This window comes from Pseudomonas sp. Colony2 (assembly GCF_019382755.1).
Lineage (GTDB): Bacteria > Pseudomonadota > Gammaproteobacteria > Pseudomonadales > Pseudomonadaceae > Aquipseudomonas.
The window spans coordinates 2,770,979-2,794,696 of the sequence record NZ_CP080030.1 but is presented as its reverse complement, the minus strand read 5'-3'; the positions used below and the strand labels follow the sequence as shown (position 1 = coordinate 2,794,696).

Genomic DNA, 23,718 nt, shown 5'->3' with positions numbered 1-23,718 from the left:
GGAAGCGTTCGATGACTGACCTGCATACCCTTACGGCCGCCGAACTGCTGGCGCAATTTGCCAGCCGGCAACTCGCGCCCATCGACTACTACGACCAACTCCTGGCCCACATCGACCGCTGGGAGCCGCAGATCAACGCGCTCTATGCCTTCGACCCGCAACAGGTGCGTCAGCAGGCCCAGGCCTCCACCGAACGCTGGAACAAGGGCCAACCCAACGGCGCCCTTGATGGCGTACCGGTGACTCTCAAGGAATTGATCGCCACCGAAGGCGTGCCCATTCCCCTCGGCAGCGCGGCTACCCGCCTGACCCCGGCCCTCAGGGACGCACCGCCCGCAGCCCGCATGCGTGAAGCGGGCGCGATAATCCTGGCCAAGACCACCAACCCGGACTTCGGCATGCTGTCTTCCGGCCTGTCGAGCTTCCACGGCATCACCCGCAACCCGTGGAACACCGCCAACAACACCGGCGGTTCCAGCTCCGGTGCCGCCGCAGCGGCCGCCGCCGGTTACGGCCCGCTGCACGTGGGCACCGACATCGGTGGCTCGGTGCGCCTGCCCGCCGCCTGGTGCGGCTTGGTGGGATTCAAGCCGACCCTGGGGCGCATCCCCATCGACCCGTACTACACCGGCCGCGCCGCCGGGCCCATGACCCGCACCGTCGATGATTGCGTGCTGTTGATGCAACACCTGGCCCGCCCCGATGCCCGCGATGCCACCAGCCTTCCGCCGCTCACCACCCAGTGGAGTAACCAGCCGCTGTCGGTCATGGGCCTGCGCGTCGGCCTGATGCTTGAACCCGGCGCAGGCATGCAGCCTGAAGGCTTCGTCTGTGAAGCCGTGGAGCAAGCCGCGCGGCTGTTCGAAGCCCACGGCGCCAAGGTCATGCTGATCCCGCCAATCATGGACCGCGCACAACTCGATGGCCTCGACCATTTCTGGCGCGCCCGCCAGTGGGGCGATTTGTCGGCCCTGAGCAGCGAGCAGTTCGACAAGGTCTTGCCGTACATCCGCGACTGGGCCGCGCCGGGCGCCGAGATCAGCGGCGTACAAGCCGTAAAGGGTTTCAACCAGACCTTTGAAATGCGCCGCCGCGCCGCGCAGGTGTTCACCGAACTCGACCTGGTGCTGTCCCCCACCAACCAGGTCAATGCCTTCCCGGCCGAGTGGCCATCACCGAGCAACAACCCGCAACTGCCGTTCGAACACATCGTGTTCACGGTGCCGTGGAACATGGGCGAGCAACCGGCGTTGTCGATCAACTGCGGTTTCGCCGCCGATGGCATGCCCATCGGCCTGCAGATGATCGCCCCGCGTTTTGCCGATCAATGGCTGCTGCAAATCGCTAAAACCTACGAGAGCTGGCGTGGCGCAATCCACCACTGGCCGAATCCTTCCTGACTTTTGACGCTGTAAGAACTGCCCACCCACACGCCAGCTCCGGGCCCTCTTGGCCTGGAGCTCGGACGACCTATAACTAAAATCGAGGGGCTGGTATGCACACTGAGCAATTGACACGATCCGATCCTGATCACGCACCCGAAACACCGTCCCCGGACGCCGGCAAAAAGAGCATCTTCGCCGTGGTCCTGGGCAACGCCGTGGAGTTTTTCGACTTTGGTGTGTACGCAACCTTTGCGGTGATGATCGGCCACACGTTCTTCCCGTCCGACAGCGCCTTCGTCAGCCTGATGCTGTCGGTCACGGCGTTCGGTATCGGCTTTATCGTCCGGCCCCTGGGCGCAGTACTGATCGGCGCCTACGCCGACCGCGTCGGGCGCAAACCGGCGATGCTGTTGACCCTGGTAATGATGGCCGTGGGCACCGGCAGCATCGCGATATTGCCCGGTTACGAGACCATCGGTATCGCGGCGCCGATCCTGCTGGTACTCACCCGCATGATCCAGGGCCTGGCCTGGGGCGGTGAAGCCGGCCCCGCCACCACCTACATCCTCGAAGCGGCGCCACCCCACAAACGCGGGACCTACGCCTGCTGGCAAGTAGTCGCCCAGGGCGTCGCAGCCATGGTGGCCGGGCTGGTAGGGTTCACCCTGACCAAGGTCATGTCCCCGGAAGACCTCAACAGCTGGGGCTGGCGCGTGCCGTTCGTGTTCGGCCTGCTGGTGTTGCCGATCGGCATCTACATCCGCCGCAACCTCGCCGAAACCTTCCACGGCCACGGCGAGCAAACCAGCACCGGCGACCTGGTGCGGGAAGTCTGCGGCAAGCACCGGCGCGCACTGGTGCTGGGGTTGCTGATCCTTTCCGGCAGCACCATCACCCAGTACTTCCTCAACTACATGACCACCTTCGCCCTCACCGAACTGAAGCTTCCCACCAGCATTTCGATGCTCTCGACCCTGGTGGCCGGCGCCGCGATGGCCGTGTGCGCGGTGGCTGGCGGCATGCTCTGCGACCGCTTCGGGCGCCGTACGATCCTGATGACACCGCGGGTGGTGTTGCTGTTGATTTTGTTCCCGGCCCTGCAAATGATGACCGAGCACCCAAGCCCGGCGACCTTCCTGTTGACCCTGGCGGTACTCTCGGGCCTGCACGGCATGAGTGGCGCGGCGCTGATCGTGTTGCTGGTGGAAAGCTTCCCGAAATCCGTGCGCTCCACCGGTTTCTCCATCGTCTACGCCTTCGGTGTGGCGGCGTTCGGCGGCACCGCGCAGATCATCATCACCTGGTTGATCGGCACCACCGGCGACCCGATGTCGCCGGTCTGGTACCTGCTGATCGCCAACCTGGTGTGCCTCACCGCCGCCTGGTTCGCCAAGGAAACCCGTCCGCCGCTGCCCGGCAGCCCGGCCCGCGAAACCCGGCTCGCAGAAGCTTCGGTTCGCTGAATACCTTTTCCCACTGTCCCGCGTCTTTTCGCCACCGACCGGCAGCACCTGAGGGCCTGCCGGGACGGTCGCCTTACGTCTGATTTGTATGGGGATTTACCATGTATCCACGTCTTTTGCTGGCCGTCACCCTGGCGTCCAGCACCCAGGCTTTCGCCCAGGAAAACGCCCAGGCCAGCGCACCGGGCTTTCTCGAAGGCAGCACCCTGGACCTGAACCTGCGCCACTACTATTCCAACCAGCACACCAAACGCACCACCCACTTGAGCATCAAGAAAGCCGGCGGCGTCGAGCCCACGCGTGTACGGGAAACCTGGGTGCAGACCAGCATGCTCAAGTACAGCTCCGGCTACACCCAGGGCCTGATTGGCGTGGGCGTGGATGCGGGGATCTTCAGCGCGGTCAACCTGGAGCGCGGGCACGGCAAGGTGGCCACTGGCGGCGACCGGGTGCTGGTGGACGGCGACGGCGATGCGATTCCCACCTGGAGCCGCCTGGGGGTGGGCGACGTGCGTTTTCGCCTGTCGAGCACCGAGATCAAGGCGGGTCGGCTGATGACCGACAATCCGATCCTGCGTTACAAGGACAACCGCGCCCTGCCCTCCAGCTTCCAGGGCGTGGGCTTGTTCAGCAACGAATTCGACTGGCTGTCGGTGCAGGGCGGCAGCTTCGAGCGGGCGATTCCACGCACCGGCACCGGCGCCGAAAAGCTCACCACCACCTTCGGCAACCGCGCCTACAGCGGCGCACGCATCAGCTACCTGGGAGCCACGGTAAAACCGGGTTACGGGCTGGAAGCCAGCGTCTACGCGTCGCGTTTCGAAGACATGTGGGACCAGACCTACGTCGGCCTGACCCACCGCATCGGTGACAAAAGCGACATCGCCTTGAAGACCGCCTTCAACTACTACCACACCAGCGACTCGGGCGACAAAAACCTCGGCAACATCGACAATAACGCCGCCAGCCTGGCCTTCACCGCCACGCACCTGGCCCACAGCCTGACCCTGGCCTGGCAGCAGGTATTCGGCAACGAATACTTCGACTACGTGTGGGAGTCCACCGGCAACTACATGGCCAACTCGCTGTACTCGGACTACAACGGCCCCAACGAAAAGTCCTGGCAGTTGCGCTACGACCTGGACTTCGCCGCCTACGGTGTGCCCGGCCTCACCGCCAGCCTGTGGCACGCCAAGGGTTGGGACATCGACGGCACCCATTACGATGGCGACCGCAACGGCCACAACACCGGCTACAACGTGCGCAGCCTGGATGGCGCCAAGCACAACGAAAACGGCTTGATGCTGGCCTATGTGATTCAGTCCGGAACACTCAAGAACACCGTACTGCGCACCATCGTTTACAACCATCGCGCCAGCGGCGGGCAGATTGACGGCAGCTACGATGAGTTCCGCCTCGTCGCCAATGTGCCGATCAACATCTTCTGAGGCTCAGGCTCAGTTCAGCGAACAACGCTGCATCGCCCCCGCCAGCATTTCCTGGCACTTGAGCACCGCCACCGAGCGGGGGCGGTTGCGGTACACGCAGAGGTCGATGCGGATGCGGCCGAGGTCTTCATCGGCGATCGGCACGGCGACCAGGCCGTCGCCCAGGTCCCGCACGTCTGCCTCGACCTGGGGCAAAATCAGCACCGCTGCCCGTTGCCGGGCCAGGCTCTTCTGCACTTCCAGGGAGCTGGTGGTGAACACCGGTTCGAGGGTGACGCCGCGTTTTTTTGCCGCCACTTCCAGGGCCTGGCGCACGCCGTAGGCCGAGTCGGGAATCGCCAGGGGCTGGCCTTGCAGTTCGCTCAATTCGATGCTGTCGCGCTGGGCAAAGGGGTGTTCGGCGCTGACCAGCACCCGGTGCCATAACTGGCAGTGGGCGGTGACTTCGACGTCGGCGCGCTCTTGCAGGTAGAACGCCAGGCCCAGGTCCGCCTCGCCGCTGCACAGGGCGTCGAGGGTGGCCGAGGCGCTGGCGATCACGATGTTGAAGGTGACCTTGGGGTGGGCGCGGTAGAAGGTGGCGAGCACCGGGGCGAGCACGGTGGAAACGATACTTTCTGACACATGGATGCTGATGTTACCGGCCACCTGGCTTTGGCGGCTGGCGATGACTTCGCGTACCTGGTCGAGGCCGCGCAGGGTTGAGGTGACTTGTTCGGCCAGGCACTCGCCCTCGGCGGTGAGGCGGATGCCGCGGGGGCCGCGCTCAATCAGGGCGGCGCCGAAGAAGTGTTCCAGGTGTTCGATCTGGCGGCTGACGGCGGTGGGGGTGACGTAAAGACGTTCGGCGGCCTTACGCAGGGAGGCGCAGCGGGCGACCTCGTGGAAATATCGCAAGGCGCGTAGTTGCATGGGGGGTGCTCCTTTTTTGGGGGGGTGGATTGGGGAGGACGCAATTACTGCGCCATGCGGGTGTACATATCCGTTTCTTCGGTCACGGCGTCCTGCTGGTTTACCCGCTCTGCACTACCCGCGTTCGCTCAGATCAAGATCAAAAGCAGATCTGCTTTTCTGTGGGAGCTGGCTTGCCTGCGATGCAGACAACTCGGTRCATCAGGTACACCCAGTTGATGCCATCGCAGGCAAGCCAGCTCCCACATTCGAAGGTGCCCGCTTTAGCTTTTGATTTTGCTCTTCAACACTCAAGCCGGCCGGGAGGCCGCTGTGCTCTTGCTGTTGATCTTGATTTTGATCTTAGGCGCCCCGTTAAACCACGCTGGCCGAACGCAGGCTTTGGAGCGTGGGTAACCCGGCAGGACGCCGGGTTAGCCGTCCTGGGCCAAGGATGGCCCATGACGGCGGCCCACGGTCCAAAGCCGGAGTGAGGGCACTCCGAGCCTAAGCGAGGAGCCGAGTGGTGGGGCAAGAGCGTTTTGCTTACTTTTGCGCTTTTCAAAAGTGAGCCGCTGTAAGAGCGGAACCAATATCAGCCATAACCGAAGAAACGGATATGCACACCCCCACCATTTACGACCCATCCAAACCAAAAGCGACCCCCTCCGTTGACGCCCCACCCCAAACCCCTATTAAGTACTATTAATCCGCATTAATAGGATCAATCAAACATCATGCTAAGCCGCCCGCTGCGCCGCAAACGCCAGAAGCTCTCCGACGTGATCGTCGAGTCGGTCAAACGCTCCATCGTCACCGATGCCCTGAAGCCCGGCGACCGCTTGCCCACCGAACGCGAACTGATGGAAAGCTTCCAGTGCTCCAAAGGCTCCGCCCGCGAAGCCCTCAAGGCGCTGGAAGTCGAAGGCCTGGTCAACACCCGCACCGGCCCGAGCGGCGGCGCCTATCTCAACCAGGCCGGCACCGAACCCGCCAGCCGCGCCCTGCGCAACTACCTGCACTTCCAGCACCTGGACGGCCAACAGGTCTACCAGCTGCGCAAAGTCATCGAAGTCGAACTCGCCGTCTCGGTCCTGGGCCGCCTGAGCGAAGACGACTACCGCGCCCTCCAGGACAACGTCGATTTCTGCAGCGCCCCCGAAGACAGCGAAGCCGGCCAACGCGAACAACGCATCGCCGAACTGGAATTCCACAACCTGCTGGCCAAGGCCTGCCCCAACCCGCTGCTGAGCTTCATGGCGCAATTCCTCAACGACCTGCTGCGTGACCTGGTCGTGCTGAAAAAAGCCTACAAACCCAAGCGCAAGCAATTCGACGCCGCCAACCTCGACTACCACAAACAACTGCTGATCGCCTTCCGGGCCGAAGACGAAGCCACCGTACGCAGCCTGATGCACGAACACATGTGCGACGCCGAACACCACATGACCGCCCTTGAAGGTGAAGTCAGCCCGCACTTTCTACTGGAGTTCGACCACAACCACTAAGCCGCACCCTCCACCAATAAAAGGCCTGCCCACAGGCCGTGCTCCACCGTATCGCCATTGCCACTCCTGCCAATAACTAATCCAGGGAGTCACCCCATGCAGCGTCGTACGTTGTTGAAAGCCAGTCTCACCGCAGCCGCCGCCCTCAGCCTCCCGCTGAGCGTGCGTTCTGCATTCGCCGCCGAGCCTTTTACCTTTTACGGCCTCAAGTCCATGTCTGGCGCCTTTGCCAGCTATGGCAAATTTGCCGACATGGGTTCACGCCTCGCGGTGGAACAACACCCCGAGCTGCTCGGCCGCCCCCTGAACTACAAGGTGATCGACACCGAAGGCAACGCCGGCAAGGCTGTGCGCAAGGTCCAGGAAGCGATCCAGCAGGACGGCGCACGCTTTTTCCAGGGCTGTACCCTGTCGTCTTCGGCACTCGCGGTGGCCAAGGAAGTGAGCAAGGCCGGTGGCGTGTTCATGACCCCGGTGGGCGCCGATGAAGTCACCGGCAAGGACTGCAACAGCGCCACGTTCCGCTGGTCGGTGCCGACCTACGGCGCGATCCGCGAGACCCTCGTGCCGCTGATCAAGCTGCTGCCCGACGCCAAGCGCTGGTACACCATCACCCCGCAATACGTGTTCGGCGAAGCCCTGCTCGAAGGCGCCAAATCGGTGCTGGCCGAGCATGGCCTGGAACACGCCGGCAACAGCTACCACTCGCTGCAGGAGCAGGAGTTCTCCGGCTACCTGACCAATGCCATCGCCGCCAAACCCGACGTGCTGGTGCTGCTGAACTTCGGCAGCCAGTCGTCCAACACCCTGCGTCAGGCGGTGAACTTCGGTATCAAGGAGCGCATGAAAGTGTTGCTGGTGTGGTCCGCCGGCCTCGACCAGTTCCAGGAGCTGGGCAGTGACGTACTGGAAGGTGTGTACCTCGGCGCTCAGTACTGGCATCAGGTCGACACCCCGCTCAACCGTGACCTGGTGAAACTCACCAAGGCCAAATACGGCATCAACCCCACTTACCCGCTGGCCGCCGACTACATCAGCACCAAGGTCATGCTCGAAACCATCATCTCCACCGGCAGTTTCGACGGGCCGACCGTGGCCAAGGCCATGCAGGGCCTGAGCTACGAAGGCCCCACCGGCAAGGAGTCGATCCGCTCCGGCGACCATCAGGTGATCAAGGACTACTACCTGCTGGTGGGCAAGGCCGCAGGCGACATGGCCGACAAGGACGATCTGGCCAAGGTGCTCAGCTCCGGCCAGTCGTTCCCGCCGGTGGAAGCCACGGGCTGCGTGCTCGGCTGATCCGCTGAAAATCTACTGGTGACACAGCGCAGGGCCGCTCATGCGGCCACCTGCCGAGGGTTCCTGCATGCTTAATCTTTACCTGTTCCAGATTCTCAACGGCCTGGGCCTTGGGATGATCTACTTCCTGATCGCGGTCGGCTTGACGATCATTTTCGGCCTGCTGAACTTCGTCAACTTCGCCCACGGTGCGTTCTTTTTGCTGGGCGCCTACATCTGCTACACCGCCGTCAGCCTCACCGGCAGCTTCTGGCTGGCACTGCTGATCGCGCCGCTGGTGGTGGCCGCGCTGGCCTGGGTGATCGAGCGATTATTGATCCAGCGGATTTATCACTTGCCGCACATGTTCCAGATTCTGGTGACCCTGGGGATTGCCCTGATCATCCAGGAAGCCAGCGTGATGATCTGGGGCCCGGTGGGCAAGAGTGTCGCCGTACCGGAATTGCTGCGCGGGGTGCTAGTGGTGGGCGATTTTGTCTACCCCTACTACCGCCTGTTCCTGATCGTGTTCTCCGGCCTCGTTGGCCTTGGCCTGTGGCTGCTGCTGGAACGCACGCGCTTCGGCGCCCTGGTGCGGGCCGGCAGTGAAAGCACGGAAACCGTGTCCCTGCTGGGCACCAACATTTTCCGCCTGTTCTCCATGACCTTCGCCCTCGGCGTGGCCCTCGCCGGTGTGGCCGGTGTGCTGTTCGCCCCGTTGCGCGGCGCCCAGCCCTTTGTCGGCCCGGAAATCCTCGGCGTGGCGTTCGTGGTGGTGGTGATTGGCGGCATGGGTTCCTTCAGCGGTGCACTGGTGGGCGGCCTGCTGGTCGGCGTGGTGCAAAGCCTGATGACCACACTCTGGCCCCAGGGCGCGAGCCTGATGATCTACGGTGCGATGGCCGTGGTGATCCTGGTGCGTCCTTACGGCCTGTTCGGGAGAGCCTGACATGAGCGAGAAAAATCCCCTGCCGTTCGCCAAGACCCAGTCGCGCTACATGCTGCTGTTGGTGCTCGTGGTATTGATCGGCCTGCCTTTGATTCTGCCCTCGGCGACCCTGGCCACCGAGATCCTGATATTTGCCATGGCCGCCCTCGCCTGCAACCTGCTGCTGGGTTACACCGGGCTGCTGTCGTTCGGCCAAGGCATCTTCTTCGGGGCCGGCGCCTACTGCGCGGCGCTGTTGATGATTCACCTGCAACTGGGGCTGTTCAGCGCACTGCTGGGTGCCGCCGTCGCCGGTGGTTTCCTGGCTTTCCTGGTGGGCGCCCTGGCGATCCGCCGCACCGGCATTTACTTCGTGATGCTGACCCTGGCCTTCAGCCAGATGGCCTACTTCGTCGCCTACACCCTGAGCGACTGGACCGGCGGCGACAACGGCCTGCTCAGCGTGCCGCGCCCGGAAATCCGCATCGGTGACACGGTGCTGTTGTCCCTCACCGATGCCCGTGCGTTCTACGGGTTTGTCGCGGTGCTGTTCCTGTTGATCTTCATCGGCGCCCGCCGGGTGATCGCCTCTCCATTCGGCAGCACGCTGATGGCGATTCGCGAAAACGAAACCCGCGCTTCGGCCATCGGCTATGACACCCGCCACTTCAAGATCCTGGTGTTCGTGTTGTCCGGCGCCGTCACCGGGATTGCCGGGGCGCTGTACGCGATGCTGCTGCACTTTGTGCCGCTGTCGAACATCGACCTGGCGATGTCCGAAAACATCCTGATCATGACCATCGTCGGCGGCACCGGCTCGCTGTTCGGCTCGTTGCTGGGCGCCGGTTCCATCGTGCTGCTGGGGGACTTCCTTTCCGATCTGTGGCCGCGCTGGCTGATGCTGCTGGGGGTGATCCTGATCCTGGTGGTGATCTTCATGCGCGGCGGTTTGTGGGGCGGTCTGTCGACCCTGTTCGACCGTGTGCGCGGCAGCCGCAAGGCCGACGTTGTGACCAAGGAGAAGCTGTCATGAGCATCCTGCTGGAAACCAAGAACCTGGAATTGGCCTACGGTGCGTTCCACGCGGTGAACGGCGTCAACCTCAAGGTCGAAGCCGGCACCATCCACACCATCATCGGCCCCAACGGCGCGGGCAAGACCAGCCTGTTCCACTGCCTGACCGGCGAACGCCAGGCCACCGCCGGAGCAATTCATTTCGACGGCAAGAACCTGATGCGCAAACCGGCCCACGGCCGCGTCGGCCTGGGCATGGCGCGCTCGTTCCAGCTCACCAGCCTGTTCCAGAACCTCAGCGTGCGCGAAAACCTGCGCCTGGCCGCCCAGGGCCGCGACGGAGCCCGCGCCCTGAACTTCTGGCGCCGGGTCGACAGCAAGCGCGAACACCTGGAAATGGCCGACCAGGTGCTGGAACGCCTGCAACTCACCGCCCGCGCCGACACCCTGGCCGGCGAGTTGTCCCACGGCCAGCAGCGGGTGCTGGAAGTCGGCATGTCGATCTGCTCCAGACCCAAGCTGCTGATGCTCGATGAACCCACCTCGGGCATGGGCATCGACGACATCCCGATCATGACCCAACTGATCAGCGACCTCGGCCGCGACCATACGGTGCTGTTGATCGAGCACAACATGAGCATCGTCATGTCCATCAGCCAACGCATTACCGTGATGAGCCACGGCCAGATCCTGGTGGAAGGCACACCGGAATTCGTGCGCGCCGACGAGCGCGTGCGCACCGCCTACCTGGGAGAAGCCGCCTGATGCTGACCGTCGACAATATCCACTCCTACTACGACAAGAGCCACGTCCTTGAAGGCGTGTCCCTGACCGTCAACCCTGGCGAACTGGTGACCCTGTTGGGGCGCAACGGCGCCGGCAAGACCACCACCCTGCGCAGCATCCTCGGGATCATCTGCCCGCGCCAAGGCCAGATTCACTTCAACGGCCAGCCACTGGTGGGGCAGAAAATCTTCGAAATCGCCCGCCAGGGCCTGGCACTGGTGCCGGAGAACCGTGGGATTTTCCGCCTGCTCACGGTGGAGGAAAACCTGCGCATCGCGGTGCGCAAGACCAGCCGCTGGCAGATGGAAGACGTGTACGGCATGTTCCCGCGCCTCAAGGAGCGCCGCAAAAACGCCGGCCACGCGCTGTCCGGCGGTGAGCAACAGATGCTCGCCATCGCCCGCGCCCTGCTCAACGATCCCAAGCTGCTGATCCTCGATGAGCCCACCGAAGGCCTCGCGCCGGTGATCGTCGACGAGTTGGTGAAGATCCTGCGCAAGGTCAAGGAAGACGGCCTGCCGGTGCTGCTGGTGGAACAGAACCTGATGGTCTGCGACAAGCTCGCCGACCGCCATTACGTCCTCGAACAAGGCCGCGTGGTGTACGAAGGCAGTGCCGAAGCCTTCCGCGCCGACCCGACGATCAAGAACCGTTACCTGGCCCTGAGTGCCTGACCGGAGACTGCTGATGAATAGTTTTGCGCAACCGCTCCAGAGCAACGCCCCGCTGATCAACCGCGAGCGCCTGTGGCAATCGCTGATGGACCTCGCCCGCCTCGGCGCCACACCCAAGGGCGGCGTGTGCCGCCTGGCCCTTACCGACCTCGACCGCCAGGCCCGCGACCTGTTCGTGCAATGGTGCGAAGCCGCCGGATGCAGCGTCAGCGTCGACGCCATCGGCAATATCTTTGCCCGCCGTGCCGGGCGTAATCCGGCACTGGCGCCAGTGATGACCGGCAGCCATATCGACACCCAGCCTACCGGCGGCAAGTTCGACGGCTGCTACGGCGTGATGGCTGGACTGGAGGTGATCCGCACCCTCAATGATTTGCACATCGAGACCGAAGCACCGATCGAAGTGGTGGTGTGGACCAACGAAGAAGGCTCGCGTTTCCCGCCGTGCATGATGGGTTCCGGGGTGTTCGCCGGTAAGTTCGACCTGCAGGAAACCCTCGACAAACAGGACGAGCAAGGGCTGTCGGTGAGCGCTGAATTGCAGCGCATCGGCTACGCCGGCTCCCGCGCCGTGCTGGGCCATCCGGTGGGCGCCTATTTCGAGGCGCATATCGAGCAGGGCCCAGTGCTGGAAGACCAGGCCACCACCATCGGCGTGGTCATGGGCTGCCTGGGCCAGAAGTGGTTCGACCTGACGCTCACTGGCGTCGAAGCCCACGCGGGCCCGACGCCAATGCACCTGCGCAAGGACGCACTGGTAGGCGCGGCGCAAGTGGTCAGCGCGGTGAATCGCATCGCCCACGAACAACAACCCCATGCCTGCGGCACCGTCGGTTGCCTGAGCCTGCATCCCGGCTCGCGCAACGTGATTCCCGGCGAGGTGCACATGACCATCGACCTGCGCCACCTGCACGCCGACAAGCTGCAAGCGATGGTCGACGAAGTGCGCCAGGTGATCGAAGCCACCGCCGAGCAACACGGCTTGAGCTTTGAGCTGACACCCACTGCCGACTTCCCGCCGCTGGATTTCAACCCTGCCTGTGTCAACGCCGTGCGTGATGGCGCGAGCAGCCTGGGCCTGAGCCATATGGACATCGTCAGCGGCGCCGGGCATGACGCGATCTTCGTCGCCGAACTGGGCCCGGCCGGAATGATCTTTGTGCCGTGCGAAGGCGGCATCAGCCATAACGAAATCGAGAACGCCGCGCCGGATGACCTGGCGGCGGGCTGCGCGGTGTTGCTGCGGGCCATGGTCAACGCGGCGCAAGGAGGTAAAGCGGCATGACGGATATCGCCAACCTGACCGCAGTTGAGCTGCTGGCCCGCTATCGGGATAAAAGCCTGTCGCCGGTGGAGGTCACCGAAGACGCCCTGCTGCGAATCGAACGCTACAACCCGGCGGTCAACGCCTACTGCCACGTCGACCCGGAAGGCGCCTTGAAGGCGGCGCGGGATTCGGAACAGCGCTGGCTCAAGGGCCAGCCGTGCGGGGCCCTGGACGGTGTGCCCTCCTCCATCAAGGACCTGACGCAGACCATCGGCATGCCGACGCGCAAGGGTTCGCGTACCACATCCGCCGAGGGTCGATGGGATGTGGATGCGCCCTTCTCGGCCTTCATGCGCAAGGCCGGCGCGGTATTGCTGGGCAAGACCACCACGCCGGAATTCGGCTGGAAAGGCGTCACCGATAACCCGCTGTATGGCATTACCCGCAACCCGTGGGACACGCGCATGACGGCGGGCGGTTCGTCCGGTGGTGCCGGTGCGGCGGCGGCCTTGAACCTCGGCGTGCTGCACCAGGGCAGCGATGCCGGCGGCTCGATCCGGATCCCCTGTGCCTTCACCGGCACCTTCGGCATCAAGCCGACCTTCGGTTATGTGCCGCAATGGCCGGCCAGTTCGATGACGATTCTGTCGCACCTGGGGCCGATGACCCGCACCGTGGAAGACTCGGTGCTGATGCTGCAAACCATCGCCCAGCCGGATGCGCGGGATGGTTTGATCGGCGCGCCCCGGACCACGCCATGGTTGCACGCCGGGGCTGATTTGAAGGGGCTGCGTATCGCCTATAGCCCGAACTTCGGTTATGTCGACGTGGACCCGCAAGTGGCCAGGGTGGTCGCCCAGGCGATAGAAGGCCTGGTGCAGCTGGGCGCGCAGGTTGAACAGATTGATCCGGGGTTCAGTGATCCGCTGGAGGTGTTCAATACTTTATGGTTTGCCGGTGCAGCACGCCTGGCCGGGCCGCTGAGCGATGCCCAGCGGCAATTGATGGACCCGGGGTTGCTGCGCATTGCCCGACTGGGCGAACAGATCAGCCTCAGCGATTACAGCGCTGCGCTGGAAGCACGGGCAGCGCTCGTGGCGCGCATGGCGGCATTCCATGAGCATTACGATGTGCTGGTTTCGCCGATGATGCCGATCACCGCGTTCGAGGCCGGGCACAATGTGCCGCCGGGTTCGGGACTAGGGGAATGGATGGAGTGGACGCCGTTTACCTATCCCTTCAACCTGACCCAGCAACCGGCGGCGTCGGTGCCGTGCGGGTTGGCGGCCAATGGGTTGCCGGTGGGGCTGCATGTGGTGGGGGCGCGGTTTGCGGATGAGCAGGTGCTGAGAGTTTGCCAGGCGTATGCCAAGGCTTTTCCAACCGAGCACCTGCAAGCCCCCAAAACCCCAACTTGAAATGCAATCAAACTGTGGGAGCGGGCTTGCTCGCGAAGGCGGTGTGTCAGTCACCGGATATCTTGACTGAYACACCGCYTTMGCGAGCAAGCCCGCTCCCACATTTTTTGTCCGTATTCCAATCATCAGCCCCTACAATGCCTCCTATCATCCAAGGGGGTTTCATGGACATCGAACTGGCACGCACCTTCCTCGAAATCACCCGCTGCGGCAGCCTCGCCGCGGCGGCCGAGAAACTGCACGTCACCCAGACGGCAATCACCGCCCGGGTCAAAAACCTCGAAAGCCAGCTCAACAGCACCCTGTTCGTGCGCAACCGCGCCGGTGCCCGCCTGACCCCGGACGGCGAGGCGTTCGTGGTCTACGCCAACCAGCTTGTCCAGACCTGGGAAGCGGCACGCCGCGACCTGCCATTACCCGACGGCTACCGCAACGTGCTGCACATCGGTGGCGAAGTCAGCCTGTGCAACCCGCTGATGCTCGGCTGGGCCCAGGCCTTGCGTGAACACATCCCCGGTCATGCCTTGCGCACCGAGATTCGCGAAGGCGAGTACTTGTTGCGCCAGCTGGAACTGGGGGTGCTGGACGCCGCGCTGGTGTTCCAGCCGCAATACTGGCCGGGGTTGCAGGTGGAGCAGGTGCTGGAAGAAAAACTGATCCTGGTGCAACTGGCCGCCCGGCCCGAGCCCTACGTGTATATCGACTGGGGCCAGGGCTTTCGCCAGCAGCACGACGCCGCACTGCCGGACAAGGCCCGCGCAGCCCTGAGTTTCAATCTGGGGCCACTGGCGTTGCAGTACATCCTGGAAAACGGCGGTGCCGGGTATTTCCGCACGCGGGTGGTACAGAGCTACCTCGACAGCGGTGTGATGGAACGGGTGCCCAAGGCGCCGGAGTTCAGCTTCCCGACGTACCTGGTGTATTCCCGCGAGCGCGATTCGGCGGTTTTGCAGCAGGCGCTGGGGTTGCTGCGGGCGGTGGTGGAGGCCGAAAAGGATTGGTCGCAGCGCTGGGATCCGGTGATTTGAAGCCGTGCCCATGGTAGCCTCAGGTTGTTTTCTCCTGGTTTCCCCCTGCCGATGAACAAGAAAAAGTCCGTCACCATCAGCGACATCGCCAAACGGGTCAACATGACCACCATCACGGTGTCCCGGGCGCTGAGCAAACCCGACCTGGTCAAGCCCGCCACCCTGGCGCGGATTCTCGAAGTGGCGCGGGAGCTGGACTATGTGCCCAACGCCTTTGCCCGCGGGCTCAAGCGCAGCGAGAGCCTGATCATCGGCGTGATCACCGCTTCGGTCGACAACCCCTTCTACAGCGAGATGATCAAGGCGATTTCCCGCGAGGCGAAAAAGCACGGCTACACCATCATGCTGGTGGATACCGACGAACTGGAAGAACTGGAAAGCAAGGCAGTCGACACGCTGCTGGGCTACCGCGTGGCGGGGATCATCCTGTCGCCGGTCTCCGACGAGCCCAGCTACCAGCCGGACTATCTGGAGCGCCTGGGTAACGGCAAGACGCCGGTGGTGCTGCTCGATCGCACGATCCACGACAGCCCGTTCAGCCGCGTGGTGCTGGACAACTATCACAGCGGCATCGAGGCGGCGCAGTACCTGGTGCGGCAAACCCCGAACCTCAAGCGCCTGCTGGTGCTGACCGGGCCCGAGCATTCGCGCATCACCATGGAACGCCTCAAGGGCCTGAAAGAAGTCCTGGCCGAGCACCCTCAGGTGCACGTTGAAGTGTGTGCCGGTGACTACACGCTGATGCCCTCCTACCTGCACACCCTCGACTACCTGGCCGAGCACTCGGCGCCGGACGCGATCATGGGCTTCAACCAGTTGATCACCCTCGGCGCGCTGCGTGCGCTGCGCATGCACAACATCCCCCACGACAGCCTGACCATCTGCGGCATCGACCGCCTGCCCTTTGCCGATATCTTCGGCGTGCCGATTGCCTGCGTGGCCCACGACGCGTCACTGGCCGGCAGCAGCGCGGTGCGGCTGCTGCTGGATCGTCTCGAAGACCCGCACAAACCGCGGGACAAGGTGGTGATCGCCGGCAAGCTGGAGAACGGCTAGCGGCTGGTGTAGCCGCCGTCGATCGGCAGGCTGACGCCGCTGATCATGCTGGCGGCATCGCTCAGCAGGAACAACACCGGCAGGGCCACTTCCGCCGTTTCGGCAAATCGCCCCAGGGGAATCGCCGCCAATGCCGGGTCGCGCTTGGCGGGCGCCGACCAGGCCATCTGTGCCATGGGCGTGAGGGTGACGGTGGGGTTGACGCTGTTGACGCGAATTCCGAAGCGGCCCCATTCGGCGCATTGCACGCGGGTGATGGCGTCCAGTGCGGCCTTGGAGGCGCAGTAGCCGAGGTGATCGTCCAGGGCTACCAGTGAGGCCTGGCTTGAGACGTTGACGATGCTGCCGGGAATCTTCGCTTCAATCATCGCCGCAGCGATACGGCTGGCGACCTGGGCCGCGGCGCGGGCGTTGACATTCATCACCTGGTCGAAGGCTTCGGCGCTGATGGCCGCGGCGGGTTCCAGGCGGGAAATGCCGGCGCAGTTGACCAGTCCATGCATCGGCGGCAGGCCTTGCAGGGCCAGGTCCAGGGCGGCGCTGTTGGCGATGTCCAGGCACAGGGTTTCGCAACCGAGCTGGGCCAGGGCCTGAGCGTCGCGGCCCAGGGCAAACACCTGGGCGCCGCTGGCGATCAGTTGGAGGGCAATTTCCCGGCCGATGCCGCTGCTGGCGCCGGTGACGAGGATGCGCTGCTTGGTGAAGTCAAAAATAGCGTTCATGGTTCACGATCTCTAAAACGATGGAGATCCCATGTGGGAGCGGGCTTGCTCGCGAATGCGGTGGGTCAGGCAATAAATCCGGCACTGATACACCGTATTCGCGAGCAAGCCCGCTCCCACATTTGGATCAGTGTTCGCTTAATTCAATTGCAAGCTGTGCATCACCGGTTTCAAGGCCGGATACAGCTCCAGATAGCTGGCAAACGCCCGGTCATACACCCCGACATTCCCCGCCTCCGGCTCCGCCCGCAGCTCCAACTGCACCCAACCTTTCTCCATCTGCCGGTCATCCACCACCCCCACCGCATGGGCCGCCAACAACGCCGCGCCCAAGGCCGCCTCCACCTCTTGCACAATGGTGTAGACCGGGAAGTGGGTGATGTCCGCAATAATCTGCATCCACAAATCCGAATGGCTCGCCCCACCCACCACAATCAGCCGTGGATCAAGGGAATGCGCCCCACGGGTGCCCGCTTCGATATTGTGCCGCAGGGCAAAACTCACCCCTTCGAGCACCGCGCGGTACAGGTGGATCCGGCTGTGATACAGGTTCAGCCCGACAAAGCTGCCGCTGGCCCGGTCATCCCACACCGGGCTGCGTTCGCCCATGAGATACGGCAGGAACAACAGCCCTTCGCTGCCCGCCGGGATCTTCTCGGCGCTCTGCTCCAGCAGCCACAAACTGTCCTGGCCGGTCTCCCTGGCCTGCTGCTCTTCGGCCTGGCAGAACTGCTCGCGAAACCAGCTCACCGACGCCCCGGCGGTAATCGCACCGCCGAAGATGTACAGGTCCTGATGGCCGTTATAGACGTGGGGCATGCTCACCAGGCCATGACGCGCGTCCACCTGCTGATTGAGATAACCCCAACACATGCTGGTGCCAATCATCGCCACGTGATTGCCCGGTCGCGTCACTCCGGCCGCCAATGTGGCCATGGCCGCGTCCACCCCCCCGGCCAAAATCGGCGTGCCCGCCTGCAAGCCCAATCGCTGTGCCCATTCCTCGAGCAACCCGCCGACCACTTCACCGGAATACAGCAAGCGCTCCGGCATCATCGCCAACGGAATCCCAAGCGCCGCCAGCATCTCGGCCGACCAGCCGCGTTGCGCCACATCGTAGACGCCACCGATATTGCCGGCGCTGCTGTGATCCACTGCCAACTCGCCGGTCAGGCACCAGTTGATGTAGCTGTTGGGAGGCAGCAGGTAGCGGGTGTTGGCCCACACCTGCGGCTGGTGTTGCTTGAGCCAGAGCATCTTGGTGAAGCCGTAGTAGCTGTCTACCGAGTTGCCGGTGACCGCAAACAGCCGCTCCAGGTCCACATGCTCGCGCACCCACTCCACTTGCTCGCCCGCGCGCCGGTCCATCCAGATCAGGCACGGGTGCAGCGGCGTGATCTGCTCGTCCACAGCAATTCCGGAGCCGCCATACAGGCTGCTGATGCACAGCGCCTTGACCTGCTCTTTCCCTACGCCGGCCTTGGCCATGCACTGGGCGACGCAGGCCTCCACCGCATCCAGCCAGACCTGCGGCCACTGCTCGGCCCAGCGCACTTTCGGGGTATCCACGCGATACCCCTGGCTGTGCTGGGCGATGATCAGGCCGTCCGCATCCACCAGCAGCGCCTTGGTGCTTTGCGTGCCGATGTCCACACCCATTACGTAGTTCATGTCAGAGCACCGGCTTCAGCAGCACCTTGATCGACTTGGTCGAGTTGGCCAGCTCAAACGCTTCGGCCCAGCTGTCCAGCCCGAAGTCATGGGTCACGATGCCCTTGGACGTCACCAGGCCACGCTCGAACAGGTCGATGGCCACCGGGTAGCAATACGGCCCCAGGTGCGCACCGCGTACGTCCAGCTCCTTGCGGTCGCCGATGATCGACCAGTCGGCGCTGGTCTCGGCGCCAAACACGCTGAACTCGACAAACCGGCCGAGCTTGCGGATCAAGTCCAGGCCCTGGGTAACGCCCGCCGGTACGCCGGTGGTTTCGATGTACACGTCGCAGCCGTAGTTGTCGGTCAGGCTATTGATGATCTCCCGGGCGTTATCCCGGGACGGGTTGATCACCACGTCGGCACCGTACTGCTTCGCCAGTTCCAGGCGCTCGTCGACCATGTCGATCACCACCAGTTTCTTCGGCGTTTTTAGCGCTGCCACCTGCACCATGCACAGGCCCAGGGTGCCGGCACCAGCAATAACCAGCACGTCATCCAGCTGGATCTCACCGCGGTTGACGGTGTGAATCGCGCAGGACATCGGCTCGATCAGCGCCGAATCTTCCAGGGACACCGACTCCGGAATCTTGTGCACGATGGCAGTCTTCGGAATGCGCATGTACTGGGCCATGCCACCCTCGGCGACTTCACGCTGGAAGCCGAAGATGTTGTGCACCTCGCACATCCAGTACTTGCCGGACTTGCAGAAGCGGCACTTGCCACATGGCACAATCTGCTCGGCGATCACCTTGTCGCCGACCTTCACCTCAAAGTGCTCCTCGGCGCCCTCGCCCGCTTCCACCACGTAGCCAAAGAACTCGTGCCCCGGCACCACTGGGGCCTTGACCCACGGGTTATCGCCGCCCCAGAACATCGCGGCGCCGGAGTGGCATTTGCAGTCACTGGCGCAGATGCCGCAGGCGGCGATGCGAATCACCAGTTCATTGACCCGCGCCTGGGGTTTGCTGATGCGTTCCAGGCGGTAGTCTTTCGGGCCGTGGCAGACGACGGCTTGCATTTGGTTGTGCTTTTCCATGATGTGCGGACCTTTCTTGAGCATGAGAGAACCCATCGCGGCCACCATGGCCGCGTGGAGATAACCGGTTTACTTGTGGCGCTGACGGCTGATGAAGATCGCCAGCAAAATGATCCCGCCCTTGATCACACTCTGGACGTAGGGCGAGACCCCGAGCATGTTCAAGCCGTTGTTCAACACCCCCAGCAGCATGGCGCCGAGCAAGGTGCCGACAATCACCCCGCGCCCGCCGGCAATCGAGGCGCCGCCCAGGACCACAGCGGCAATCGCGTCGAGTTCAAACGACACCCCGGCATTCGGCTGGCCGCTCATCAAGCGTGAGGTCAGCACCAGCCCGGCAATCGCGGCGGTCAAACCGCTGATGCCATACACCAGCAACTTGAAGCGCGCCGCCCGTACGCCGGACAGGCGCACCGCTTCCTCGTTGCCGCCAATCGCGTAGATATAGCGGCCGATGCGGGTGTGTTGCAGCAGCACATAGGCCGCCAGGTACGTCACCAGCATGATCAGGATCGGCACCGAAATGCCGAACAGGCTTTCGCGGCCAAAGAAGCCGAACCACTCCGGCAAACCGGAAATCGGATAGCCGTCGGTGTACATCAGGCCGAACCCGCGGGCGATGCCCATGGTCGCCAGGGTGACGATGATCGGCGGCATGTGCAGGTAGGCGACGAACAGGCCATTGCCGATGCCGAACGCCACGCCGACCAGCATCCCGGCGCCAATCGCCAGGCCCGGCGGCAAGCCTGCGACCATCAAGCCGGCGGTCAAGGTGCCGGACAACGCCATCACCGGCCCCACCGACAAATCGATGCCGCCGGTGAGAATCACGCAGGTCATGCCCACCGCGATAATCGCGTTGATCGACACCTGGCGCGCGATGTTCGACAGGTTGTTGGCCGTCAGGAAGTTATCGCTGGCGAAGATCATCACCAACGTCACCACCAGCAGCCCGACAAAGGGATAGAACGCCGGTGAGCGAATCAGCCGCGCCAGGTTCAGGCGCAGCCGGCCAGGCCCCACGGCATTAATGGACGTATTCACTTGAGCCCCCTGTTGCATGGCGCATGACCTCTTGAGGATTGACGGCAGACGCTTCCAGTACCTTGACGATGGCGCCCTTGTGGAACACCGCGACGCGGTCGCACATGCCGATGACTTCCGGCAGTTCCGAGGAAATCATGATGATTGCGTAGCCCTGTTCGGTGAGGCTGCGCATCAGTGCGTAGATCTGTGCCTTGGCACCGACGTCGATGCCACGGGTGGGTTCGTCGAACACCAGCACGTCGCAGTGATGGTTGATCCAGCGGGCAATCACGACTTTCTGCTGGTTGCCGCCGCTGAGGTTGAACACCCGGCTCTCGCCGCTGGGGGCCTTGATCGACAGCTGGCGCATCAGCGCTTCAACGCTGGCGCATTCCTTGTCCTTGTCGATCAGGCCGCTGGCGTTCTGGTATTTGGGCAGGTTGTTGAGGGAGATGTTTTCGCGAATGCTGAAATCGGTGATCAGCCCTTCGGTCTTGCGGCTTTCCGGCAGCAGGCCGATGCCATGGGCCAAGGCCTGGGCCGGGTCGTCGAGGGTGATTTGTTCACCCCGCAGCCACACGTCTTTGCTCACCGACGGCAGCGCGCCCATCATGCCCAGCGCCAATTCGGTACGCCCGGAACCCACCAGGCCGGCAAAGCCGAGAATCTCGCCCTTGTGCAATTCAAAGTGGTTATGGGGGCCGTTGCGCACCAACTGGATGTCCTTGACCTCCAGCAGCAGCGGCCCGCGTGCGGCGGTGGGCTTGGGCGGAAAACTGCACTCCAGGCGCCGCCCGACCATCATTTCCACCAAGCGGTCGATATCGCTGTCGGCCACATCGGTGACGCCCACATTGCCGCCGTCGCGCAGCACGCTGATGCGGTCGCAGACCTGGAAAATCTCCTCCAGGTGGTGGGAAATAAAAATCACCGCCACCCCCTGGCGCTTGAGTTCACGCATGATTTCGAACAGCAGCTCGGCTTCGCTCGGCGTGAGGGTGGCGGTGGGTTCGTCGAGCACCAGCAGCCGCGCGTCCAGGGCCAGCGCCTTGGCGATCTCGACGAATTGCTGCTCGGCCACGCTCAGGTGCCTGACCGCGCATTGCAGGTCAATACTGACACCGAGGCGCTTGAACAACGCCTCGCTCGCCTCGACCATTTCGCGCTTGCGCAACAGGCCAAAACGGTTGCTCAGCTCGTGGCCGAGGAAAATATTTTCCACCGCCGTGAGGTAGGGAATCAGGCTGAATTCCTGGAACACAATGCCGATACCGGCGGCAATCGCATCACGATACGTCGCGAACTGCCGAGCCTCACCGTCGATCAGGATCTGCCCTTCGTCCTGGTGCTCGACCCCGCCAAGGATCTTCATCAAGGTCGATTTGCCTGCACCGTTTTCCCCGAGCAAGGCATGAATCTCGCCGCGCTGCACTTCCAGGTTGATCGCCTTGAGGGCTTGCACCCCCGGGTAGCGCTTACAGATATTTTCCAGCTTCAGAAGACTGCTCATACCGCCGACCTCATATTCAGATGGATGACCTGTGCCCCACGCCTGGCGTGGGGCCTGGGTGTTTTACCAACTGAAATCCTTGGCCTTGGCCTGGTCGATCAGGGTGATGTCCACCGGGATCGTGGGCGGCACTTGCGAGCCCCACTTCTTGGCCAGGGCGATGCCCAGGGCGAGGCGGATCTGGTCCCGGGGGTATTGCGCGGAGGTGGCGATGAATTTGCTGCCGGGTTTCTGGATGGCCTTGATCGCTTCCGGCGCGCCGTCGACGCTCACCAGCTTGACGTCCAGGCCGCTGGCTTCGATGGCCGAGAGTGCGCCGAGGGAGCCGTTGTCATTGACGCTGAAAATGCCCTTGAGGGTGGGCTGGGCCTGCAGCATGTTTTCGGTGACGGTCAGCGCCTGGTCACGTTCCTGCTTGCCGTTCTGGATGCTCACGATCTTGATGTCCGGGTGCTTGGCCACGGCCTCCTTGCAACCGCGTACGCGCTCCAGGATCGGTACCACGGCGATGCCGTCGAGGATGGCGATATTGCCCTTGTCGCCGATGTTCTTGGCCAGGTATTCGCAGGCCTGGAAGCCGGCGTCGAAGTTCTTCGAGCCGACGAAGGAGTCCAGTGGGCCTTCGGCCTGGGCGTCGACGGCGACCACGACTACGCCGGCGGCGTGGGCGGATTTGACGGCTGATTGCACGCCGACGGAATCGGTGGGGTTGATCAGCAGGATGTCGATGCCTTTTTGCAGCATGTCTTCGACGTCGCTGACCTGTTTGGACACGTCGTGGCGGGCGTCGGTGATGATCAACTGCGCACCGATGGTCGCCCCGGCTTCCTGCAGGGCGTCTTTCATGGTGACGAAGTAAGGGTTGTTGATTTCCTGGAAGGACGCGCCGATGCGGATGGGGGCGGGTTTGGTGTCGGCCAGTGCCAGGCCAGCGGTGCCAAGATTGATGCTCAGAGCCAACAAACACAGGGTTTTCGGAAGCATTTTCATGGTGGGGATCTCTGTTTTGTTTTTATTTTTAGAGCAAATGTTATCGTTAACATTTTGTAAGAAGCTAGCAAAGAAATTGGGGGGTCGCAAGGGGTGTTTGATCGGTGGTGGCGGGTGTGGTGGACATATCCGTTGCTGCGGTAACGGCCGCTTATGGTTCCGCTCTTACAGCGGCTCCTCGCTTAGGCTCGGAGTGCCCTCACTCCGGCCAGCGTGGTTTAACGGGGCGCCTAAGATCAAAATCAAGATCAAAAGCAAGAGCACAGCGGCCTGAAAGCCGGCTTGAGTGTTAAAAGCTAAATCAAAAGCTAAAGCGGGCACGGTTCAAATGTGGGAGCTGGCTTGCCTGCGATGGCATCACCTCGGTGTGTCTGGAAGACCGAGGTGTCTGCATCGCCGGCAAGCCAGCTCCTACAGAAAAGCAGCTCTGCTTTCGCTCTGGTTTTTGATCTGGCTGTTAAACACTCAAGCCGGCCGGTAGGCCGCTGTGCTCTGCTTTTGATCTGCTTTTGATTTTGATCTGCGGGCCCCGTCAACCACGATAGCCGCAAGTAGGCACGGTGGAGCGGGTAAA

General features: G+C 63.1%; 20 protein-coding genes. 13 read left to right on the top strand and 7 right to left on the bottom strand.

All coding sequences use genetic code 11. The features are described from left to right. Positions 1-11: 11 nt before the first annotated feature. The 3 genes from JV201_RS11190 to JV201_RS11180 all read left to right on the top strand — a co-directional run bounded on the left by JV201_RS11190 (position 12) and on the right by JV201_RS11180 (position 4,296). Positions 12-1,400 carry an amidase gene (locus JV201_RS11190; RefSeq protein WP_219406908.1) on the top strand — a complete coding sequence of 463 codons (1,389 nt, stop codon included), beginning with the start codon at positions 12-14 and terminating at the stop codon, positions 1,398-1,400. A 95-nt stretch (positions 1,401-1,495) separates the two neighbouring features. Then, the gene (locus tag JV201_RS11185) at positions 1,496-2,848 is read left to right on the top strand and encodes a citrate-proton symporter (RefSeq protein WP_257903311.1); all 1,353 of its coding nucleotides are present in this window, start codon (positions 1,496-1,498) and stop codon (positions 2,846-2,848) included. Positions 2,849-2,949: 101 nt separating this feature from the next. Next, positions 2,950-4,296: an OprD family outer membrane porin gene (locus tag JV201_RS11180; RefSeq protein ID WP_219406907.1), complete on the top strand. Its 1,347-nt coding sequence runs from the start codon at positions 2,950-2,952 to the stop codon at positions 4,294-4,296. A gap of 9 nt (positions 4,297-4,305) precedes the next feature. Here JV201_RS11180 and JV201_RS11175 read toward each other — a convergent pair whose 3' ends face one another. Further along, a complete protein-coding gene (locus tag JV201_RS11175; RefSeq protein ID WP_003208975.1) occupies positions 4,306-5,208 on the bottom strand; it encodes a LysR family transcriptional regulator in 903 nt (300 codons plus the stop codon). A gap of 716 nt (positions 5,209-5,924) precedes the next feature. Between JV201_RS11175 and JV201_RS11170 the strand changes: the two genes are divergently transcribed. From JV201_RS11170 to JV201_RS11125, 10 genes are all read left to right on the top strand, one after another. Further along, positions 5,925-6,695: a FadR/GntR family transcriptional regulator gene (locus JV201_RS11170; protein ID WP_008430577.1), complete on the top strand. Its 771-nt coding sequence runs from the start codon at positions 5,925-5,927 to the stop codon at positions 6,693-6,695. A 96-nt stretch (positions 6,696-6,791) separates the two neighbouring features. Then, complete coding sequence (locus JV201_RS11165) at positions 6,792-7,994, top strand: ABC transporter substrate-binding protein (protein ID WP_219406906.1); 1,203 nt, start codon at positions 6,792-6,794, stop codon at positions 7,992-7,994. Positions 7,995-8,061: 67 nt separating this feature from the next. After that, entirely contained in the window at positions 8,062-8,922 is an 861-nt protein-coding gene (locus JV201_RS11160) for a branched-chain amino acid ABC transporter permease (protein ID WP_003215751.1), read from the top strand. 1 nt (position 8,923) lies between these two features. Next, a complete protein-coding gene (locus tag JV201_RS11155) occupies positions 8,924-9,934 on the top strand; it encodes a branched-chain amino acid ABC transporter permease (RefSeq protein WP_087694650.1) in 1,011 nt (336 codons plus the stop codon). Next, positions 9,931-10,680 carry an ABC transporter ATP-binding protein gene (locus JV201_RS11150; RefSeq protein ID WP_003215756.1) on the top strand — a complete coding sequence of 250 codons (750 nt, stop codon included), beginning with the start codon at positions 9,931-9,933 and terminating at the stop codon, positions 10,678-10,680. The genes JV201_RS11155 and JV201_RS11150 overlap by 4 nt, the downstream gene beginning before the upstream one ends. Further along, positions 10,680-11,375, top strand: a complete 696-nt coding sequence (locus JV201_RS11145) for an ABC transporter ATP-binding protein (RefSeq protein WP_008430585.1) — start codon at positions 10,680-10,682, stop codon at positions 11,373-11,375. Before JV201_RS11150 ends, JV201_RS11145 begins: the two co-directional genes overlap by 1 nt. A 13-nt stretch (positions 11,376-11,388) precedes the next feature. After that, complete coding sequence (locus JV201_RS11140) at positions 11,389-12,660, top strand: Zn-dependent hydrolase (RefSeq protein WP_219406905.1); 1,272 nt, start codon at positions 11,389-11,391, stop codon at positions 12,658-12,660. After that, on the top strand, positions 12,657-14,060 hold the full coding sequence (locus tag JV201_RS11135; protein ID WP_177055882.1) for an amidase: 1,404 nt from the start codon (positions 12,657-12,659) through the stop codon (positions 14,058-14,060). Before JV201_RS11140 ends, JV201_RS11135 begins: the two co-directional genes overlap by 4 nt. A gap of 164 nt (positions 14,061-14,224) precedes the next feature. Continuing rightward, positions 14,225-15,088, top strand: a complete 864-nt coding sequence (locus tag JV201_RS11130) for a LysR family transcriptional regulator (protein WP_008430591.1) — start codon at positions 14,225-14,227, stop codon at positions 15,086-15,088. Between the two features lie 51 nt (positions 15,089-15,139). After that, positions 15,140-16,144, top strand: coding sequence for a LacI family DNA-binding transcriptional regulator (locus tag JV201_RS11125; protein ID WP_003215765.1), 1,005 nt, complete (start codon positions 15,140-15,142; stop codon positions 16,142-16,144). Here the strand turns inward: JV201_RS11125 and JV201_RS11120 are convergent. From JV201_RS11120 to JV201_RS11095, 6 genes are all read right to left on the bottom strand, one after another. Beyond that, positions 16,141-16,866, bottom strand: a complete 726-nt coding sequence (locus JV201_RS11120; protein ID WP_003215767.1) for an SDR family oxidoreductase — start codon at positions 16,864-16,866, stop codon at positions 16,141-16,143. The genes JV201_RS11125 and JV201_RS11120 overlap by 4 nt on opposite strands. Positions 16,867-17,004: 138 nt before the next feature. Beyond that, positions 17,005-18,537 carry an FGGY-family carbohydrate kinase gene (locus tag JV201_RS11115; RefSeq protein WP_219406904.1) on the bottom strand — a complete coding sequence of 511 codons (1,533 nt, stop codon included), beginning with the start codon at positions 18,535-18,537 and terminating at the stop codon, positions 17,005-17,007. A 1-nt stretch (position 18,538) separates the two neighbouring features. Next, positions 18,539-19,618 carry an alcohol dehydrogenase catalytic domain-containing protein gene (locus JV201_RS11110; RefSeq protein ID WP_032898587.1) on the bottom strand — a complete coding sequence of 360 codons (1,080 nt, stop codon included), beginning with the start codon at positions 19,616-19,618 and terminating at the stop codon, positions 18,539-18,541. 69 nt (positions 19,619-19,687) lie between these two features. Continuing rightward, positions 19,688-20,680, bottom strand: coding sequence for an ABC transporter permease (locus JV201_RS11105; protein ID WP_003215773.1), 993 nt, complete (start codon positions 20,678-20,680; stop codon positions 19,688-19,690). Next, positions 20,646-22,154 carry a sugar ABC transporter ATP-binding protein gene (locus JV201_RS11100; RefSeq protein ID WP_008430598.1) on the bottom strand — a complete coding sequence of 503 codons (1,509 nt, stop codon included), beginning with the start codon at positions 22,152-22,154 and terminating at the stop codon, positions 20,646-20,648. Before JV201_RS11100 ends, JV201_RS11105 begins: the two co-directional genes overlap by 35 nt. A 63-nt stretch (positions 22,155-22,217) precedes the next feature. Beyond that, the gene (locus tag JV201_RS11095) at positions 22,218-23,144 is read right to left on the bottom strand and encodes a substrate-binding domain-containing protein (RefSeq protein ID WP_219406903.1); all 927 of its coding nucleotides are present in this window, start codon (positions 23,142-23,144) and stop codon (positions 22,218-22,220) included. Positions 23,145-23,718 lie beyond the last annotated feature (574 nt).

Bases quoted from the DNA above. Each gene is read 5' to 3' on its own strand.
- JV201_RS11185 (WP_257903311.1), top strand. From the start codon at position 1,496: ATGCACACTGAGCAATTGACACGATCCGATCCTGATCACGCACCCGAA.
- JV201_RS11100 (WP_008430598.1), bottom strand. From the start codon at position 22,154: ATGAGCAGTCTTCTGAAGCTGGAAAATATCTGTAAGCGCTACCCGGGG.
- JV201_RS11165 (WP_219406906.1), top strand. From the start codon at position 6,792: ATGCAGCGTCGTACGTTGTTGAAAGCCAGTCTCACCGCAGCCGCCGCC.
- JV201_RS11190 (WP_219406908.1), top strand. From the start codon at position 12: ATGACTGACCTGCATACCCTTACGGCCGCCGAACTGCTGGCGCAATTT.
- JV201_RS11105 (WP_003215773.1), bottom strand. From the start codon at position 20,680: ATGCAACAGGGGGCTCAAGTGAATACGTCCATTAATGCCGTGGGGCCT.
- JV201_RS11110 (WP_032898587.1), bottom strand. From the start codon at position 19,618: ATGGAAAAGCACAACCAAATGCAAGCCGTCGTCTGCCACGGCCCGAAA.
- JV201_RS11135 (WP_177055882.1), top strand. From the start codon at position 12,657: ATGACGGATATCGCCAACCTGACCGCAGTTGAGCTGCTGGCCCGCTAT.
- JV201_RS11130 (WP_008430591.1), top strand. From the start codon at position 14,225: ATGGACATCGAACTGGCACGCACCTTCCTCGAAATCACCCGCTGCGGC.
- JV201_RS11180 (WP_219406907.1), top strand. From the start codon at position 2,950: ATGTATCCACGTCTTTTGCTGGCCGTCACCCTGGCGTCCAGCACCCAG.
- JV201_RS11145 (WP_008430585.1), top strand. From the start codon at position 10,680: ATGCTGACCGTCGACAATATCCACTCCTACTACGACAAGAGCCACGTC.
- JV201_RS11160 (WP_003215751.1), top strand. From the start codon at position 8,062: ATGCTTAATCTTTACCTGTTCCAGATTCTCAACGGCCTGGGCCTTGGG.
- JV201_RS11120 (WP_003215767.1), bottom strand. From the start codon at position 16,866: ATGAACGCTATTTTTGACTTCACCAAGCAGCGCATCCTCGTCACCGGC.
- JV201_RS11140 (WP_219406905.1), top strand. From the start codon at position 11,389: ATGAATAGTTTTGCGCAACCGCTCCAGAGCAACGCCCCGCTGATCAAC.
- JV201_RS11150 (WP_003215756.1), top strand. From the start codon at position 9,931: ATGAGCATCCTGCTGGAAACCAAGAACCTGGAATTGGCCTACGGTGCG.
- JV201_RS11115 (WP_219406904.1), bottom strand. From the start codon at position 18,537: ATGAACTACGTAATGGGTGTGGACATCGGCACGCAAAGCACCAAGGCG.
- JV201_RS11175 (WP_003208975.1), bottom strand. From the start codon at position 5,208: ATGCAACTACGCGCCTTGCGATATTTCCACGAGGTCGCCCGCTGCGCC.
- JV201_RS11155 (WP_087694650.1), top strand. From the start codon at position 8,924: ATGAGCGAGAAAAATCCCCTGCCGTTCGCCAAGACCCAGTCGCGCTAC.
- JV201_RS11170 (WP_008430577.1), top strand. From the start codon at position 5,925: ATGCTAAGCCGCCCGCTGCGCCGCAAACGCCAGAAGCTCTCCGACGTG.
- JV201_RS11125 (WP_003215765.1), top strand. From the start codon at position 15,140: ATGAACAAGAAAAAGTCCGTCACCATCAGCGACATCGCCAAACGGGTC.
- JV201_RS11095 (WP_219406903.1), bottom strand. From the start codon at position 23,144: ATGAAAATGCTTCCGAAAACCCTGTGTTTGTTGGCTCTGAGCATCAAT.